The sequence below is a fragment of the Moorena sp. genome (assembly GCF_982860115.1).
In genome coordinates this window covers 1-18,032 of the sequence record NZ_CEYLVT010000151.1, presented here as the reverse complement: position 1 = coordinate 18,032, position 18,032 = coordinate 1, and the positions used below count along the sequence as shown (strand labels likewise).

The following is an 18,032-nucleotide window of genomic DNA, read 5'->3' as shown; positions in this document are numbered from 1 at the left end:
GGTATTAGGTATTAGGTTTTAGGTATTGGGGAAAATGAGCGCGACTCGTGTTGTTGTATTTACCAGCAGTTGAAGCAATTTTCACCAATCCAACGTCAATGATAGTTTTAATCAATCCATACCCGCACGGACATTGTTCCCTAACACCTAACCCCTAAAACCTAACACCTGTATGACTTTCAATTGCCTTGTCACCCCGTGAAAAAATTTAGGCATATAGAGTCAGGAGCTTCGAGTCAGAATAATTCAAAGTTATGTTGTTGGAATATAAGAGTTTTTAAGCTGCTGATACGCGCAGCCTACTCAACCAATCATTAAGATCTGCCAAAGCGCGATCGCGATATGCTCCATACCGTTCTCGCTTATTCTTTATCCGTACTGGCAATTCGGGCAAAATCCCAAAATTTGGTGGCATAGGCTGAAAATGCTTAGGTGATGCGGAACTGATAAACTCAAACAACGCTCCCATCATCGTAGTGGGTGGCATCGTTACCAGTTCCAATCCCAATACTAATCGCGCCGCATTGGTACCAGCTAGCCACCCTCCTGCAGCTGCTGCTGTATAACTTTCTGTTCCTACCAATTGACCAGCTGCCAACAAAGTAGACCGTTTTTTGAACTGTAGGGTTGGTTCCAATAACTCAGGAGCATTGAGAAAGGTGTTCCGATGCATCACTCCCATGCGCACAAACTCTGCTTCCTCCAAACCTGGAATCAGTCGAAATACCCGTTTCTGCTCACCCCAGCGCAAATTGGTTTGGAATCCCACCATATTCCACAGCTGACCTGTTTTATCTTCCTGTCGCAGCTGTACCACAGCATAAGGACGCTGGTGCTGATTTTCTGGGGCGCGGAAGTCTCCCTTACGGGCATCAAACAGTCCCACTGGCTTCAGAGGACCGTAGCGCATAGTATCTTCCCCCCGACGAGCCATCTCCTCAATCGGTAAGCACCCTTCAAAAAATTTAGCAGTTTCTTGCTCAAAGTCTTTCAATTCTGCCTTTTGGGCTGCACACAGTTCTTCCCAGAAGTGACGATATTGCTCCCGATTCATGGGACAATTAAGATAAGCTGCTTCTCCTTTGTCATACCGGGATGCCATAAAGGCAATATCACGATTGATGGATTCCCCCACTACAATCGGTGATGCAGCATCAAAAAAACTAAAGTATTCTAAACCAGTGAACTGTTGCAGGTCTTGGGCTAAAGCAGCACTAGTCAACGGACCGGTTGTCAGTACCACCACCCCTGTGGTAGGAATTTGCGGAACTTCGTCCCGCTGCAACTCGATCAGGGGATGACTAGCTAAGGTTTCCGTCAATTCCCGACTAAATACTGCTCGGTCTACAGCTAAGGCACCCCCAGCTGGAACAGCATGTTTATCAGCTTTGCCAATAATAATTGAATCAAGGCGTCTCAATTCTTCGTGCAACAAACCCGCAGCGCGATCGCTTGACTTAGCACCAAAGGAATTGCTACATACTAATTCTGCCAATTCGACCGTATGATGAGCCGGAGATAGTCGCACTGGTCGCATTTCGTGCAACACCACTGGTACTCCTGCCTGAGCAATTTGCCAAGCGGCTTCTGTACCCGCTAGTCCACCACCGATAACATTTACTTGTTGTTTGTCATTAGTCATTATATAGCAAAGGGAACAGGGAACAGGGAATAGGGAGTCGGGAGTCTGGAGTGGATTTTTGAAACTTGAATGTACCTCATAAGTTTCAGAAACGTGATAGTCATTAGTTAATTGTTAATTTCTGCTTTTTAACTGTTACTATCAAATACTATCAAATTTACAATTAACAATTTTATAGTCTCAATTTTCACTCCTCAATTTTAATTTGTAACGAGATAGTATCTGACTAAATAGTTAATAACTGAGTGATTGTTCCTGGTACTGGCAAAATAATACTGACTAAAATTAACAATGCTATAATCCCGCACAAATCTCGCCAGTTGTCAAGTTCTGAAACATCATTAAGGGCTGGTTCATCTGCCACTGGCATGAATAAAAGAATAATTGCCCACAGGAGTAATTCTGGCTGGATAAATACTAGCAGCATCATTAACAACCGACTAATCTGACCAATGGTCATACCAGTTCTTTGACCCAACATGGCATGGACGATATGCCCACCATCCAGTTGCCCCACTGGCATTAAATTGAAAGCAGTAACAACTAAACCGACATAACCAGCGACTGCCACAGGATGAAGGTTAATGGCTGTGTTGGAGATAAATTCACTGCCCAATGCCCATTTACTTAGTAAGCTGAGCAAAAGGGAAAATCGGGGATCGAGGGATTCTATATTTAAGATTCCTGAAGAGTCAGACAACGGCACTACAGTGGAATGGGCTAATCCCCACATTAGGATTGGTAGGGTAACCACTAAGCCGACTAGTGGACCAGCAATGCCTATATCAAATAAGGCTTTACGGTTAGGAACAGGAGAGCGTATATGAATAAATGCTCCCAATGTTCCCAAGAATAAAAAGGGTATCGGGATAAAGTACGGCAGAGTTGTACGCACCTTGTAAACCATTGCGGCAAAATAATGACCGAGTTCATGAATGCTGAGAATTGCCATTAAGGCCAGGGCATAGGGCAATCCTTGCAGTAAAAGCGCTGGGTCAGTAAGGGGATTTTCTGACACCCCAGCTATCTGAGTTCCCATCCAGGTGGTGGTAAACAAGGTAATCACCATCAGCCCCAATGCTAAACCAGGTCGCGTTAATGATTCAGACCCCCTGTAAGGTTTGGTTGATTTTTTGGTATTGGGCACTAGAGCAAAGAAGGGTTTGCCGCTAAAGCTTTCTTGAAAGACTACGAAAAAGCGATCGCCAAACTCGGCTTCTATATTTGAGCGCACGGTACGGTAGGCTTGCTCTGGGTTAGTGCGCAGTTTGCCGCGACACAACACCACTTGAGGTCGGTACTCAATATTCTGGAGATAGTAGATTCCCCAGGGAAAACAATTTCTGAGGTCTTTTTCTTCTTCTTTAGTTATAGGACGAAGGCTGGACTTTTCAGTTGCCGATGAAATTTTGGCGACCGGGTCTGAGGTAGTTGTTTTAGTAGGATTGTCTTTGGTCATTGTTGAATTGGGATCTGAGCGTCCCCACTGAATCAGCAGCCAGTACAATGGCAAGCAAATGACAAATGGACCGAGCAATAGGGCTGGTGGTATTGGTGTGTTCTCACCATTGAACAGAGTCCAACCAATCCAGACTAGTGGTGGAGTCATCATTACCAGCCACAGTAACCAGACTGGTGTCCGAGTGAGGCTAGCAACACTTCGCTGGATAACGAAGTAAGTGATCACAGCGAGTAAAATAAATGGGAGTAGCCAGAGTTCCATGATGAAAGATCACACCGTCTACTAAAAACTACAATTAAACTACAAGCATTGTGCAACCCGATACTCCAGCAAAAGGCGATGCAAGATCTTAAGCCAAGCGCATCTTCTAATCAGCAACCTGCTGCATCCAAGCCACCACGCCTTGTTCTAGATACCATTTTTGCTTTTCCACCCAATCGAGATACGTTAGGTGGTACGGCTTATATTATTGTAGGAAATTCCTTCAACCTATTGATTGATTGTCCTGCCTGGAATGAGACTAACCAACAATTTTTGCGTGAGCAAGGGGGAGTCTCATTACTGTTTATTAGCCATCGGGGTGGTATTGGTAAAGCAAAGGAAATTCAGGAGAGTATGGGGTGCCAAGTCCTGATTCAAGAACAAGAGGCTTACTTACTGCCGGGATTGGAGGTAGTTACATTTCACCAGGAGTTGACTATAAATCCCTGCTGCAAAGTCATTTGGACTCCTGGTCACTCTCCTGGTTCTTCTTGTCTTTACTACACTGGTGCCGGGGGTGTGCTATTTTCTGGGCGTCATTTGCTTCCTAGTAAACAAGGACAACTGTTGCCCCTGCGAACCCCAAAAACATTTCATTGGCCAAGACAGATTCGGAGTGTACAATCTTTGCTTGAGCGTTTTACCCCAGAGACTCTTCAATTTATCTGTCCTGGGGCAAATACTGGTTTTTTGCGAGGCAAAGGTGTGATTGACCAAGCTCACCAGGGTTTATCAGCAAGTTTGCGCGGAGTTTGAAAACCCAGAAGAGCTATATATCTGACGCCCTGACGGCCTGATGCTCTGAGGCCATTATGTAATGACCACCTAACTTGCCTTAGCTAGAAAAGTATCAGAACTCAACAACTTGATTGCTTCCTGATACTGAGTATCTGCTTTTGTTCCCACTTCGCTCAGACTAATTGCTTCTAAAGGTACCTCCAAGTCTGGCTCAATCCCTAATTTATTAATATCCCGGTGTAGTGGTGTCTCGTACTTGGCAACGGTAACTGCTAATCCTGACCCATCGATTAGTTCAAATAACGACTGAATTAACCCTTTGCCAAAGGTTTTTTCCCCTACTAGCTTTGCCCTACCATTGTCCTGTAAAGCCCCAGCTAGAATCTCACTAGCACTGGCGCTGCCTTGATTAACTAATACGACCAAGGGGTCTTGCGTAAGAGCGTCACCATAGGCTTCAAAGCTACCAATGGTGCCTTGGCGGTTAACGGTGTAAACAATAGTGCCTTCGTCTAACCAGAGGCGAGCAATTTCAATACCTGCCTGCAATAGACCCCCTGGGTTATTCCTCAGATCAAGAATATAGCCATGGGCACCCATCTCCTTGAATTGAGCAACAGCGTGGGCAACTTCCATTGGGGCGTTGGCACTAAATTGAGACAGACGAATATAACCGACTGGGTCTCTATTGTCCTGGGTATCGAGCACTGCATAAACTGGGTTTAGGGAAATGCGATCGCGCACTATTTCCACTAATTTTGGCTGTTCTTTCTGGCCTTGAATTTTCAAGGTAACCGTTGTACCAATTGGTCCACGCATCCGTGATGCCGCTTCATCGAGAGTCATTTCCCTAGTCAACATGCCATCAATTTCTAGGATGTGATCCCGTGGTCGGATACCGGCTAAATCCGCTGGTGATTGAGCAATTGGGGTGATTACTTCTAACTCACCCGTTTCCGCATCAATGGCAATTTGTAGCCCGACACCAGAGAGTTCACCAGAGGTGCTGATTTGCAAACTATGATATTGTTCCGGTCTGAGCAATCGTGTGAAGGGATCCCCAAGACTCCCTAACATTGTTTCTATGGCAGTATAAGTAGCTTCACGATTAGGCAGCCGCTTTTTCAAGGTCTTCTGACGTAACAACCACCAATTCTGATGGTTAAAGGTATCATCAACGTAGGATTGAGAGACAATCCGCCAAGCTTGGGAAAAAAGCCTTTCCTCCTGAGAGAAGGCAGCTGCTGTTGGTGTCCACCAGGCAGACAATAGGATGATTGGCAAGGTTAGTAGGAGTCCAACCCACAAGGATCGTTTATGCATGATCAAAATTATTAGAGTACTTGTTAAGTTATGTTACCTGTAACGGCGATCAGGTATAATATTTCGGCTGTAACCGCCAGAGTTTACGGCAAATTAATGAAGCAAGTCATGTTAAAATTAACATCATGTAACATATAGGCTGTATTCGTTGTAACTTAAGGAGTTGAAGACTCCGACATTCAACGTCTGACGGCAAAATCCTTTCGGAAACTCTGGCCTCATGTTTTCTAAGCAAATCACTGACTCGAAAGTATACGACTGGTTTGAGGAGCGTCTGGACATTCAGGCACTTTCCGATGACATCACTTCAAAGTACGTACCTCCCCACGTTAATATTTTTTACTGCCTGGGTGGAATTACTCTAACTTGCTTCATAATCCAGTTTGCCACTGGGTTTGCCATGACCTTCTACTACAAGCCGACGGTCGCTGAGGCATTTAGCTCTGTACAGTACATTATGACTGAAGTGAGCTTTGGCTGGCTGATCCGCTCTGTTCACCGCTGGTCTGCCAGCATGATGGTGCTGATGATGATTTTGCACGTCTTCCGGGTCTATCTGACTGGTGGTTTCAAAAAGCCCCGTGAACTGACCTGGGTGACAGGGGTAGTTTTAGCAGTAATTACCGTCTCCTTCGGTGTGACTGGCTACTCCTTGCCTTGGGACCAAGTTGGTTACTGGGCGGTCAAGATTGTATCTGGTGTTCCTGAAGCTATTCCCGTGGTTGGTTCTTTAATCGTCGAACTGCTGCGTGGTGGTACTAGTGTAGGTCAGGGTACCCTGAGTCGCTACTACAGCTTACATACCTTTGTTCTACCCTGGTTTATCGCTGTCTTCATGTTGCTGCACTTCCTGATGATTCGCAAACAGGGCATTTCTGGTCCGTTGTAAATCTGTACTGACTAAAAGTCAGGAAAGTGTTAAAACTAAATGCAAACCTTCCTGCTGCCACCTGCTTACCTTTACTTATTAAGGAGAAGAATTTAAGCAATGTCAGTTCTTAAAAAGCCGGATCTAGACGATCCCATTTTACGTGCCAAACTAGCCAAGGGGATGGGTCATAATTATTATGGCGAGCCAGCTTGGCCTAATGACCTCCTCTACGTTTTCCCAGTGGTAATCATGGGTTCCATTGCTCTATGCATTGGTTTAGCTGTGCTGGATCCAGCTATGATTGGTGAGCCAGCCGATCCCTTTGCCACACCTTTAGAAATCCTCCCGGAATGGTATCTATATCCTGTTTTCCAAATTTTGCGGATTCTCCCTAATAAACTTTTGGGTATTGCTGCTATGGGATCCGTTCCCTTGGGTCTGATGCTGGTTCCCTTCATCGAAGGTGTGAACAAATTCCAGAACCCATTCCGCCGTCCAGTAGCAACTACGGTATTTTTATTTGGTACCCTAGTCACCATCTGGCTTGGTGTTGGTGCTACCTTACCCATTGATAAGTCTTTGACTTGGGGTCTGTTTTAAGATAAGCCTAACCATCAGGCTCATCCTACAACTAGAGTTTTAACTAGAGTTTGTGGGATTTCCACTGGTTAGTGATTAGTCCTTTAAAAAAGCTTTTGTCAAAATCCCACGTACTTTGAGCCGTGGGATTTTTGTTTGATAGGAATTTCCGAGAATTTCTTCCGTGCCAAGTATCGTAACCCTGTCTTTGTTCGCGCAGCGTCGGGCTTTGCCCGAATGGCTACAAGTGTTCGCTTGTTTTTCCCTAATATCCCTAATGCTTTTAGAAATAGTTCGAGGCTAAGATAGGTGAATCGAATTCAAAACTAACGAATTTGAGCGACACACAGAAAACCGCATCTAACTACGTATTCATTTTTCTAGAGATTTTTGAGTGTGAAGGGGGCATCCAATCCTACGTCAAAGATATTTTCGAGGCATATTTGTCTGTTGCTGCTAAGTCTGTTACCAGTTCTAGCGCTGAAGTATTTTTGCTGCGGGATGGTCTAGGTTGTGACAATCCCTTTGATGTCTACCCACTCAGATTCCATTACCTGAAAACCAAGCCTCCTGTGCTAGGGCGTATTCGCTTAACACTAGCGCTGGGGTTTTATTTATGGCAAAAACGTCCCAAACACGTTTTCTGCGGTCATATCAAACTGGCTCCCCTGACTCAACTGTTGTGCAATAGTCTAGGGATTCCCTATACAGTTTTGACCTATGGCAAAGAGGTTTGGAAACCTTTACCCCTGAAAGAACGTAACGCCCTAGAGCGGGCAGCAGCAATTTGGACTATTAGTCGTTATAGTCGCGATCGCGCTTGTGCTGCCAATAACCTAAATCCTGAAAAGGTAAAGATGTTGCCTTGTGCTGTTGATGGGAATAATTTTACTCCTGGTCCGAAATCACCAGCCTTAATCGAAAAGTATGGTCTGGCTGGTGCTAAGGTGTTGATGACCGTTGCCCGTCTGTGGTCTGGGGATATTTATAAAGGAGTAGATGTTACCATTCAAGCACTGCCTGCGATCGCAAAAATCTTTCCAGAGGTTAAATATCTAGTCATTGGTCGTGGTGATGATCAACCGAGACTGGCACAGCTAGCGAAAGATTTGGGTGTTGGGGATCGGGTGGTCTTTGCTGGTTTTGTCCCTACACCGGAATTAGTGGAACACTACCGAGTGGCTGATACCTACGTCATGCCCTCCCAAGAAGGCTTTGGTATTGTATACCTAGAGGCCATGGCTTGTGGTAAACCTGTCCTTTCTGGGGATTCTGATGGTTCTGCTGATCCGTTACAAGATGGTCAGCTTGGTTGGCAAGTTCCCTATCGAGACCCCGATGCAGTGGCTGCGGCTTGTATTGAAATTCTCAAGGGAGAGGATCAGCGCTGTGATGGTCAGTGGTTACGAGAACAATCCCTAGGGTTATTTAGTAAAGAGGCTCTGACAAAGCGGTTGAAAGAATTACTTGATTTTGCTTAAACATTGTTCTGGTTCCCGTACATCCCCATCCCTCTTAGTAATAAAGCCAGAATCAAGCCTGGGAATAGGGAAAGCTTGGTTTATGGGTTTTCAGCTTTGGGTCAGAAGCCCCTTGCAGAGCATAAGCAGCGAGGGGTGATTTCTATTCAAGTTAAGGCGAATCTGAACTAGGATATAACTACCCGATCATATTTGTTATTTTTAAAAGAAAACTGTGAATCAGAATACCCCGAGACAGTTTCAGTTCAACCTGTCAGGTATGGGCTGTTGGCTAGCGTTCTTCTTAACTTGTTTCTTGCTAGGCACAGTTGGCTTGGGATGGGTAGTCAATGGTTTTTTGATTTTGATTGCTTTTTTAATCATCTCACCAGTGATTGCCTGGTTCGGAGTTCGCTGGTGGCTCAGACGTAATCTAGTGGAAGATCAATGTCCAGTCTGTGCCTATGAGTTTACTGGGTTTAACAATACCCAGTGTCAGTGCCCCAGTTGCGGGGAAGTTTTGAAGATAGAACAGGGTCGTTTTAACCGCTTAACAGCTCCAGGCACCATTGATGTGGAAGCGGTTGAGGTATCGGTTAAGCAGATTGAAGATTAGAGCATTTACTAATCACCAATAGACTTCGCCGCAGTTGTCAGGCAAAAGGCTTGGATACAATCATAATTGACTTTAATAATTGACTGTTGAACTTTTAATTCTCGACATCGGTATTAGGGAGTTTTCGTGATCGATAAGGTGTAAGGATGCTGTTCACCATTGCGATCGCCAACGTAGAATGAGTAGCTGCCTTGCTCCCAATACCCGATTTTAACAATATTGCCCCCAGATAAATTATCGGCCTGTGTACATGAGGTCCCATTTGGCTCCTGAATCAATAGAGTGGGCTGGCCTTGGCTTTCTAGGTTGAAGCGCAAGTAGGTAAAATCTTGGTTCAAATTAATGACATGATTGGGCTGGGTACTAACCATACCGCATTGGCTCTTGTTTGAGCCTCCAGAGTTTCCAGTCACTACGATGGGATCAGGCTGGAATCCAGGCTGAAGGTTGATGGTTTCGGCGCTGGCGATACCAGGGCTAGTTAAGCTTACAGTTAGGGTGATCGGAACAATCATCCACTGTGGGAATAGTTTAGTCATTGTCATCCCCCAAAAGTCTTGTGATCTATTACTAATACACTTGTCCTAGATTACTTGACTATCTCGAATTAAATTTGTTTCGGGTAAGCTATCAGCTATCAGCTATCAGTTATCAGCTATCAGTTATCAGCTATCAGTTATCAGCTATCAGTTATCAGCTAGCATTAAAATGCTGAAGGCTGAGGGCTAAGGGCTGAGGGCTGAAGGCTGAAGGCTGACTGCTGACGGGTACCTCACCCAATTTAAAACTGCTATATAATGATGAGGCTGATTTCATAGCAGTTCAGTGCTATTGCCGATATTCAACTGGTTAAGTCTAGACATAGTTAAACATAGTCATCAGGTGTTTGCCCCAAAAACGGTATCAACCAAAATCTGCTATAATCTCGGAGAATTTGCTTACTGATCCTTGAAATCAGTGCTTAAAGTCATTAAAAAGCAATAAATCGCAGCCTGGTAATTAAATATGGCTAGCCCCACTCTAAAAACAGGTCAACACCGAGAAGGTAGCTGGTATTTTCCGCTGCGACTCAACTTGGTTCTGCCACTGGTGACTAGGCGTTGCGTGGCAGCGCTTTTGGAAGTCTCGCTGGTAACTACTAGTGCATTGCTCCCTTACGGGATTGGTTTGTATGCAGAAAAATACTCGAAGGCAGAACCGGTTCCCCTTAACCCAGTGTTGGGGGCAACCCAGAATGCGATCGCAAAAACTCTAGCTTACCCCCGCCTACAACTAACCAAGCGAGTCACTCCTCTGACCAATTTATTTTGGTGCGCTTCGTTAGTGATGCCAGTAGGAGTAACCCTATGGCAACTTTATCTGCTGGGAAAAACTGGTCAAACTACTCCCAAAGGTTGGTTTGGAGTGCGAGTGGTTACCACCTCGGGAAAACCCCCTGGTTTGATGGGTGCGCTTTGGCGTGAGGCAGTGGGACGCTGGGGATTACCACTGGGAAGTGCTTATTTACTCTGGCGCTACACTGGAGCGTTTCCTGACTTGTTAATTTTGTTGGGATTGGCAGGATTGATGCTATTGGCAGAGAGTTTTAGTTCTGTATTAAATGCTCAACATCGCAGCCTCCACGACTACATAGCCGGAACTTATGTCTCGGATTCCTCTCGGTTGCTCTTACCGTACTGGTCAAGTTTTGAATCCTCCCCCTCACCAGAGTATGAAGAGGTTGAGCTAGAGGAGGACACTGATGGGCAATGGTCTCAAGAGTATGAAGAGGTTGAGCTAGAGGAGGACACTGATGGGCAATGGTCTAATCACCAGAAAGCTACCTCGGGTTACCGTAGCGGAACAGTTACTACCATTACCCTGATTTCAAAATCTCAACAGAACTCCCCCAATCTTTGGTTGTGGATGCGCCGACATCCCGGTCTTACTCTGGTAATTGTTACCTTTGGCGGCATGGGTTCTGTACTGGGCACGTTTGTGGGAACCCAAATCTATATTCAAAGTCAGGCCAATTGGCGAGCGTTCAATCAGCAGAAGAATCAGGTCTTTCTGACCTTAGTGAAACAATTAAGCTCCACTGAGAGCACGGCTCAAGAAGAACGTTTGGGATCAATTCTGGCTCTAGGTAGGATAGACGACCATCGTGCTGTACCGTTTCTGGTGGATTTGCTGGGTCAGGAAAACACCCCTAGCTTGATTGATACCCTCCAACAAACCTTGGTCAATAAAGGCGTTCAACCGCTTCCCCATTTACGACTATTGAATCAATCCTTGGCAAACGACCAGAAAGCCCTAACCAGGGAAGGTAAAGCTGAGGTTGGGGGAGTGCTAGCGGTGCGGCACCGAGCAACTAAGCAAGCTATCTCGAAAATTCTGACTATCTACGACGGTCAAGTACACAATGCTAACCTGAGCAATATTAACCTCAGTAAGGTTAATCAAGGTTATGGCTATTTTAATCCAATTCTGAACAACCTAAATTTGTCCGGCATTAATTTCCGCTACGCTGATTTGTCCGGGGCTAATTTGCAGGGTAGTCGCTTCTATGGCCCTGGTGAAGATGAACATTTTGGCACGTTTGATGATTGGGTCAGTGACTTCAGCGGAGCTGATCTCAGGGAAGTTAACCTGACTGGCGCTATTCTCGACAATGTCCTAATGAATCGCACTAATTTAATCGGGGCAACCCTCAACCGAGCAAGGTTTTATAACGGCAGCCTAATTGGTGCTAATCTCAGCAGTGCTCAGCTGATTAATGCTGATTTCCGTAGAGCTATTTTAGAAAATGCTAGCCTGACAGGAGCTAATTTGGGGGAAGCAAAATTCAGTCTCTCTAGTCTTCATGGTGCTCGTTTGGGGAAAGTTAGTGCTGTGGGCAGTGATTTCTCTTTTGCTGATTTAAGTCAATCAAGCTGGCAAGGAGCGAATCTTTCTAGGGCAAATTTGAGTAATGCTAATCTCAAAAATGTTGATTTAAATTCAACCCAATTGGTAGGGGCAAATTTACGCAATGCTCAGCTGTACAATGCTAAGCTACGTTACGCTAATCTAAGTGCTGCGGATTTGCGAGGGGCTAATTTAGCTGGAGCAGATTTTTTGGGAGTTACCTTTGCTATGGCTAAAAAAACTAAGGCTAATCAATTTATTACTCTGCCTCCACCTAAATCGAATTTAGCCCGGATCAAGGGGGTTGATTTTGCCAATGTTAAAAATTTAGATAAGCAGCAACTTCGCTATATTTGTACCTATGGTGGACGTCATCCTCGATGTTTGTAATTTTATTTTGGAATAGGGAATCGGGAATCGGGAAGATTGCGTAGGGTGCGTTAGGGGGGGACTTGTATTTTTGGGATCGTAGTCAGCGTTGGGATAGTCCGCCCCGTAACGCACCACCAAAAGGCTCGCCCTCATTTTGTAACGGGCAAGATGCCCGTTCCACCCACTGGGTCTAATAGCTTTTAGGAGATGCACCCAACAAGTAAGAAACAAGTGGGAATAAACAAGTGGGAAAAAATAAAGTATGCTTAATTTTTTCTCTTGTTAAAAAATTAGCGATGCTCTGAAAGAGCCGCTACGCGAACGCATAAATTCAAAAGTTACTGAGTCGATTCACTAACTTCGAGTTGACTTGAGTTTAAAACCCCCTGAACCAGAATAGATTTCTTAATGGATTGCCCTTGATTAAAAGTTAACTATCAACAGTTAACAATCTTAGGTGTGTATTAGATTAAAACTAGCAATTAAAGGCAGCAATTAAGCTAATATAAGCGATAAAGCAGCCATCATTAAAATTAGGTATTGAGGAGTTGAGGAAATGGGTAATACTATTGGATTATTGTCCACAGTAGGAACGCTAGTGCTGGGGAGTCTGGCTAGTTTAATGATTAAGTCGCAACCAGCATTTGCTCAAGCTGCCTACGGAAGTTATGTGGGAATCGGTCCTACGATTGGTATTACAAAGGATGATGATGGAGAAGGTCAGCAAATTGGTGGGGTAATTGCGTTTCGCTACAAATTCCTAGAAATCCCCATTTCCTTCCGGACACAAGCCCTGATTGGTGCTGGCACTGCTATTGTGCCAACAATTTCCTACGATTTCCCCCTTAACTGGCAAACCGATGCTTACTTGGGAGCAGGGGCTGTATTTGCTAGCGGTCGCTCTCCGTCACCAGTGGGAGATAAAACCAGTTTTGCTATACAACCTGGTATTGATTTTGTGCTCCCTAATAGCCAAACAGTTTTGTTTGGTAATGCAATTATTGCTTTTGATGCCTATCGGGATGGTGGCGGCGTGGCTGCCTCTGTTCAAGGTGGATTTGGTTTAAGATTTTAGAGATTTTAGTTTCAAAATAGCTCCCTCTGGTATAGTTTCTTGTTTCATTGCCCAAAAATTGCTTAGTACATGAATTTGCTTTAATCCCACTATTAAATTTAAGCCAGGTATAAAAATCCACCACACTACCAGAGGTTCTGTGAGTCCTTCTCGTCGATACAGTTCGTTAACTGTGCGATAAAGCCTAAACTGAACAATATAAATCCAAACTATACCGACCAGGGAAAACCAACCAAACCAGCCAGGCACATCCGGGTCTAATATCCATAAGGCTTGTGGAACGGCGACACCTAAAAGGAACGGTAGTAAGCACAGAGTACCGGACCAACCAGAATGGTTATAGTGTCGCAACTCTTCCTGAATGATCCACTTGTACCAACCGTAGTACAGCGTTAATGTGGCTACCGATAGCAGGATCACTTTTACCAGAGGACGGGGTTTACCAAGGGGTTGGTCAGACATAAGGCACAACTATTGCATCGGAACATCAGTCTGTATTGTAAAGTCTCTTAACAAAAATTAATACAATTTAAGGTAGAATGACTAAACGTTGGACTGAGGCAGAGTAAGAACAAACACCATGGTGAAAGCACAAATTGGGATTATTGGGGGTAGCGGACTTTACAAAATGGCTGCTCTCCAGGATGTGCAGGAGGTAGCGATTGACACCCCCTTTGGTCCTCCGTCCGATGCCTTGATGGTGGGAACCTTAGAAGGAACTACTGTAGCTTTCCTAGCTCGTCATGGTCGCAATCATCATCTGATGCCTTCCGAGTTACCCTTCCGAGCCAATATCTATGCCATGAAGCAGTTAGGGGTAGAGTATATCATCTCTGCCTCAGCAGTAGGTTCTCTCCAGGAAGAGGTCAAACCCTTAGATATGCTGATACCGGATCAGTTTATTGACCGGACAAAGAATCGGGTTTCCACCTTTTTCGGGGAAGGGATTGTGGCTCATATTGGGTTTGGACACCCGGTATGCAACCAATTGGCGGGAATTTTAGTGGATGCGATCGCAAGTTTGGAGTTACCAGAGGTGACCGTACATAACGGTGGGACTTATCTGTGCATGGAAGGGCCAGCATTTTCCACCATGGCCGAATCTAATCTCTACCGGAGTTGGGGCGCAAAAGTAATTGGCATGACCAATTTGCCAGAGGCCAAGTTAGCACGGGAGGCCGAAATTGCCTATGCTACCCTAGCCCTAGTCACCGATTATGATTGCTGGCATCCAGACCATGACCATGTCACCGTGGAGATGATAGTTGGTAATCTAAATCGCAATGCGATTAATGCTCAGAAGGTGATTCAAGAAACAGTGCGCCGGTTAGTTGATAATCCACCGGTTTCTAAAGCCCACTCTGCCTTGAAGCATGCTATTTTCACTCCCTTAGATCAGGCTCCAGAAGCAACTAAGGAGAAGTTGGAGTTGATATTGCGGAAGTATTTGTAAAATCGCAAATAGCTAAAGGTGGCGCTGGATATATATAGCAATTCTATGGGAAACGTAAACATAGAATTGATCCGAAAAGGGAGCAGGGAGCAGGGAGCAGGGAGCAGTAGGAAAGAGCTTGGAATATTTTTTTTCACTCCCTCGGTGCGCTTGACCCGTAATTAAATTCGCCACGGGTCGCACCGCTCCCGACTCCCGATTCCCGATTCCCGATTCCCGATTCCCGATTCCCTGCTCCCTGCTCCCTAAAACCCAAGAAATACCTCACCCCAATAATAATTGCTATTAAAAATGAGGAATGATCTACAGCAATCCCTAAATCGAAGTTATATAGACCCATCGACTCTGAGCATTTTCCAAAGAATTCTCTTAACGACAGATGGCACAGTAACCGATATGTTGGAAGCCTATCTGTTTGAACAGATTCGTCTAGTTAAGTTGTCTGAAGAATTGGTAACAACAACTGATGATATCGATCCAATGCAATTAGATAAAGGAAGCTCAGTACTTGATAGAAAAATACTATTACAGGGTAAAATAAGTCGCAAAAATTATATCTATGCTGAGTCAATTATTGTTATTGATCGCCTAGATGATTACTTTCAAAAAGATTTACTAAAAACTAAAAGCCCCATCGGCAAAATCTGGCGAGAGCAGAGATTCGAGACCTTTAAAGAAATTGTGGATACTGGAAAAAAGCCTGCTAACCAATTAGCTGATTATTTCCAGATTGAACCGGAAGCAAATTTGCTTTTTCGTACCTATTGCGTCTTTTCTAATCGACAATCGGTGATGATGATTAGTGAATATTTTCCTGAAAGCTATTTTTTGAATAGGGTATAGCTTTTAGTAAAGGGAATAGGGAATAGGGAATAGGGAATAGGGAATAGGAAATAGGGAGAGTGGGGAGCAACTGTCATATATGATGTATCCCTAGAGACCAGGCATCTTAGGGAACTTGTGGAAGTTGCCCACATTCTTCATTGGCTGGAACCGCTTCCATCATCTTTTTAGGATTTGGCAAATTGAGATTGTTCATAAACTCGATAAAGCTATTGCGATCCTTACCTACAAAACGAGGATTAAAACGTTTTTCTTCACCGATGGTGGATACAGTATGCCCCTTGTAGTCATGTGCTGGGTAAACCAATGTCTGATCTGGCAATGTAAACAGTCGCTGGGTGACGTTATCATAAAGTGTGCCAGCATCACCATTTTGGAAATCGGTTCTACCACAGCCTCGGATAAACAAGGCATCTCCTGTGAACAGGTGAGTCTGGTTTACCAAGTAGGCCATGTGGCTATCGGTATGACCGTGGGTTTCAATTGCCTTAATTTCCAAGCTGCCGACTTGTAAAACTTCACCATCTTTAACATGTCGATCTGCACAACCAGCAGTTGCATTTTCTGGAACAATTCCTTTACACCCAGTCAATTCTCGAAGTTTTCCAGTTCCAGTAATGTGATCGGCGTGAATGTGAGTTTCTAGACAAAATCTCAACCTTAGACTGAGTTGTTGGAGTAGCTGAGAATCGCGCTCCACCTGCTCCAGAACAGGGTCAATCAGAACAGCCTCCTTTGTGCTGGAGTCAGCTACCAAATAGGTGTATGTCGAGGTGTCTTGATCAAACAGTTGACGAAATAACATCGCTGTCTTTCTCTAGTGTTTAGGAGACCTTTTTTTCGTTGTTAAGTTATATCACTATATAGTAATAAAAACAGCAATGTCAAGACGGTGTTTTGCAAAGAAAAATTTAAATATTTACGCCTGATGCTCATTATACAAAACTATTACAATTATTCCATTATTAAGCAACCCGCTTTTTGCTACATTTAAACCGCTTGATTGCAAGGAAAACTTATAATTTTGGAAATATGTCCGTAACTACTGAAAAAATCGAAACAATTACTCCTGTTGAGACTGTGCCAGAAAGTAAAGCGATACAACATCAAATCGTTATCGTTGGAGGAGGTGCTGCAGGTATCACTGTGGCGGCTCAGTTGCTCACTCGCAACAAGGTATTGGATATCACTATTATTGAACCATCTGACAAGCACTACTACCAGCCCGGTTGGACGTTAGTCGGTGGTGGTGTCTTTAAACTAGAGCAGACCGTTCGTGATGAAAAAAGTTGCTTGCCCGAGGGCACAAAATGGATTCAGGATTATGGGGAAACCTTAGATCCAGACAACAATATGATCATCACCCGTAAGGGTATCCGTGTCAAGTATAACTATTTAGTACTCTGCCCTGGCATCCAGATTGACTGGCATGGGATTAAAGGTCTTAAAGAGGCTCTGGGCAAAGGGAGTGTCAGCAGTAACTATTCCAAAGATTTCGCACCGTACACCTGGGAGACGATTCAAAATTTCAAAGGCGGTACGGCCATCTTCACCCAACCGGGCACTCCGATCAAATGTGCTGGTGCTCCTCAGAAGATTATGTACATGGCTGATGATGTCTTCAAGAGTAAGAGTGGCGTTGGGGTGAATACCCAGGTGCTCTTCTGTACCGCCGGTGGCAAGATTTTTGCTGTGCCAGAGTATTGCGAGACTCTAGAGCAGGTTGTTGACCGTCGCGGGATTCAAGTTAACTTCCATCACAATCTCAAGGAAATTAAGCCTGATACTCAGGAGGCTATCTTTGAGGTTACCAAAGACGATAGTGTTCAGGAAGTTAGCATTCATTACGACATGATTCATGTCACTCCGCCCATGAGTGCCCCTGACTTTATCAAAAACAGTCTTCTTGCAGTACAGGATGGCCCCAAAAAAGGTTGGGTTGATGTGGATAAAGATACCCTCCAACATAATCGTTACCCTAACGTATTCAGTCTGGGAGATGCCTCATCTTTACCAACTTCCAGAACAGCAGCAGCTGTTCGAGGTCAAGCCCCTGTTTTAGTTGAGAATCTTCTGGCTGTGATCAATTCTCAAGCTCAAACTGATAAATATAATGGCTACACCTGTTGTCCTTTGATTACTGGATATAATTCTGCAGTGATGGCCGAGTTTGACTATGACAAGAACATTGATACAAGTTTTCCGTTCAATCCTGCTAAGGAACGCTTCAGCATGTGGTTGGTCAAGCGCAATCTTCTTCCCTGGCTTTACTGGAACCGTATGCTAAAAGGTAAGCCTTTTGAAGGCAAGCTGGTTAAAGCTTTTGCTTGGAAGAGCAAGGGTTAACACAGGGAAAGTTAAAATAAGCTAAAACCCATTTTAAATGCGTTTTAGCTAGGCAAAAGGCAAAAGGCAAAAGGCAAAAGGCAAAAGGCAAAAGGCAAAAGGCAA

17 protein-coding genes are annotated in these 18,032 nt (G+C 44.5%); 10 read left to right on the top strand and 7 right to left on the bottom strand.

All coding sequences use genetic code 11. From position 1 onward, the window contains the following. Positions 1–277 precede the first annotated feature (277 nt). Both trmFO and AC4II3_RS22290 read right to left on the bottom strand, forming a co-directional pair. Entirely contained in the window at positions 278–1,642 is a 1,365-nt protein-coding gene (trmFO, locus tag AC4II3_RS22295) for an FADH(2)-oxidizing methylenetetrahydrofolate--tRNA-(uracil(54)-C(5))-methyltransferase TrmFO (RefSeq protein WP_488009345.1), read from the bottom strand. A 226-nt stretch (positions 1,643–1,868) separates the two neighbouring features. Then, the gene (locus AC4II3_RS22290; protein ID WP_488009343.1) at positions 1,869–3,365 is read right to left on the bottom strand and encodes a site-2 protease family protein; all 1,497 of its coding nucleotides are present in this window, start codon (positions 3,363–3,365) and stop codon (positions 1,869–1,871) included. A gap of 78 nt (positions 3,366–3,443) precedes the next feature. Between AC4II3_RS22290 and AC4II3_RS22285 the strand changes: the two genes are divergently transcribed. Then, positions 3,444–4,121: an MBL fold metallo-hydrolase gene (locus tag AC4II3_RS22285; protein ID WP_488009341.1), complete on the top strand. Its 678-nt coding sequence runs from the start codon at positions 3,444–3,446 to the stop codon at positions 4,119–4,121. A gap of 69 nt (positions 4,122–4,190) precedes the next feature. Here AC4II3_RS22285 and ctpA read toward each other — a convergent pair whose 3' ends face one another. Beyond that, the gene (ctpA, locus tag AC4II3_RS22280; RefSeq protein WP_488009339.1) at positions 4,191–5,426 is read right to left on the bottom strand and encodes a carboxyl-terminal processing protease CtpA; all 1,236 of its coding nucleotides are present in this window, start codon (positions 5,424–5,426) and stop codon (positions 4,191–4,193) included. A 220-nt stretch (positions 5,427–5,646) separates the two neighbouring features. On the opposite strand from ctpA, the gene petB reads away from it, so the two are divergent. The 4 genes from petB (at position 5,647) to AC4II3_RS22260 (ending at position 8,952) form a co-directional block, all read left to right on the top strand. Continuing rightward, entirely contained in the window at positions 5,647–6,315 is a 669-nt protein-coding gene (gene petB, locus AC4II3_RS22275; RefSeq protein WP_488009337.1) for a cytochrome b6, read from the top strand. A 99-nt stretch (positions 6,316–6,414) separates the two neighbouring features. Continuing rightward, positions 6,415–6,897: a cytochrome b6-f complex subunit IV gene (gene petD, locus AC4II3_RS22270; protein WP_488009335.1), complete on the top strand. Its 483-nt coding sequence runs from the start codon at positions 6,415–6,417 to the stop codon at positions 6,895–6,897. A gap of 314 nt (positions 6,898–7,211) precedes the next feature. Continuing rightward, positions 7,212–8,357 carry a glycosyltransferase family 4 protein gene (locus AC4II3_RS22265; RefSeq protein ID WP_488009333.1) on the top strand — a complete coding sequence of 382 codons (1,146 nt, stop codon included), beginning with the start codon at positions 7,212–7,214 and terminating at the stop codon, positions 8,355–8,357. 214 nt (positions 8,358–8,571) lie between these two features. Continuing rightward, positions 8,572–8,952, top strand: coding sequence for a hypothetical protein (locus AC4II3_RS22260; protein ID WP_488009331.1), 381 nt, complete (start codon positions 8,572–8,574; stop codon positions 8,950–8,952). A gap of 113 nt (positions 8,953–9,065) precedes the next feature. On the opposite strand, the gene AC4II3_RS22255 is transcribed toward AC4II3_RS22260, so the two are convergent. Next, entirely contained in the window at positions 9,066–9,491 is a 426-nt protein-coding gene (locus AC4II3_RS22255; protein WP_070391579.1) for a hypothetical protein, read from the bottom strand. A 466-nt stretch (positions 9,492–9,957) separates the two neighbouring features. Here AC4II3_RS22255 and AC4II3_RS22250 point away from each other — a divergent pair, with 466 nt between their 5' ends. Both AC4II3_RS22250 and AC4II3_RS22245 read left to right on the top strand, forming a co-directional pair. Further along, the gene (locus tag AC4II3_RS22250) at positions 9,958–12,228 is read left to right on the top strand and encodes a pentapeptide repeat-containing protein (protein ID WP_488009329.1); all 2,271 of its coding nucleotides are present in this window, start codon (positions 9,958–9,960) and stop codon (positions 12,226–12,228) included. Positions 12,229–12,766: 538 nt separating this feature from the next. After that, on the top strand, positions 12,767–13,285 hold the full coding sequence (locus AC4II3_RS22245; RefSeq protein WP_293078291.1) for a hypothetical protein: 519 nt from the start codon (positions 12,767–12,769) through the stop codon (positions 13,283–13,285). Here AC4II3_RS22245 and AC4II3_RS22240 read toward each other — a convergent pair. Continuing rightward, the gene (locus AC4II3_RS22240) at positions 13,274–13,747 is read right to left on the bottom strand and encodes a hypothetical protein (protein ID WP_488009326.1); all 474 of its coding nucleotides are present in this window, start codon (positions 13,745–13,747) and stop codon (positions 13,274–13,276) included. The two genes, AC4II3_RS22245 and AC4II3_RS22240, sit on opposite strands and share 12 nt — an antisense overlap. Positions 13,748–13,865: 118 nt before the next feature. Here AC4II3_RS22240 and AC4II3_RS22235 point away from each other — a divergent pair, with 118 nt between their 5' ends. Then, positions 13,866–14,738 carry an S-methyl-5'-thioadenosine phosphorylase gene (locus AC4II3_RS22235; protein WP_488009324.1) on the top strand — a complete coding sequence of 291 codons (873 nt, stop codon included), beginning with the start codon at positions 13,866–13,868 and terminating at the stop codon, positions 14,736–14,738. A 133-nt stretch (positions 14,739–14,871) separates the two neighbouring features. On the opposite strand, the gene AC4II3_RS22230 is transcribed toward AC4II3_RS22235, so the two are convergent. Continuing rightward, a complete protein-coding gene (locus AC4II3_RS22230) occupies positions 14,872–15,006 on the bottom strand; it encodes a hypothetical protein (RefSeq protein WP_488009322.1) in 135 nt (44 codons plus the stop codon). A gap of 23 nt (positions 15,007–15,029) precedes the next feature. Here AC4II3_RS22230 and AC4II3_RS22225 point away from each other — a divergent pair, with 23 nt between their 5' ends. Then, a complete protein-coding gene (locus tag AC4II3_RS22225) occupies positions 15,030–15,581 on the top strand; it encodes a chorismate--pyruvate lyase family protein (RefSeq protein ID WP_488009320.1) in 552 nt (183 codons plus the stop codon). Between the two features lie 106 nt (positions 15,582–15,687). Here the strand turns inward: AC4II3_RS22225 and AC4II3_RS22220 are convergent, their stop codons facing one another. Next, positions 15,688–16,386: an MBL fold metallo-hydrolase gene (locus AC4II3_RS22220; RefSeq protein WP_488009318.1), complete on the bottom strand. Its 699-nt coding sequence runs from the start codon at positions 16,384–16,386 to the stop codon at positions 15,688–15,690. A gap of 227 nt (positions 16,387–16,613) precedes the next feature. On the opposite strand from AC4II3_RS22220, the gene AC4II3_RS22215 reads away from it, so the two are divergent. Continuing rightward, positions 16,614–17,927, top strand: coding sequence for an NAD(P)/FAD-dependent oxidoreductase (locus AC4II3_RS22215; protein ID WP_488029506.1), 1,314 nt, complete (start codon positions 16,614–16,616; stop codon positions 17,925–17,927). The last annotated feature ends 105 nt before the right edge of the window (positions 17,928–18,032 follow it).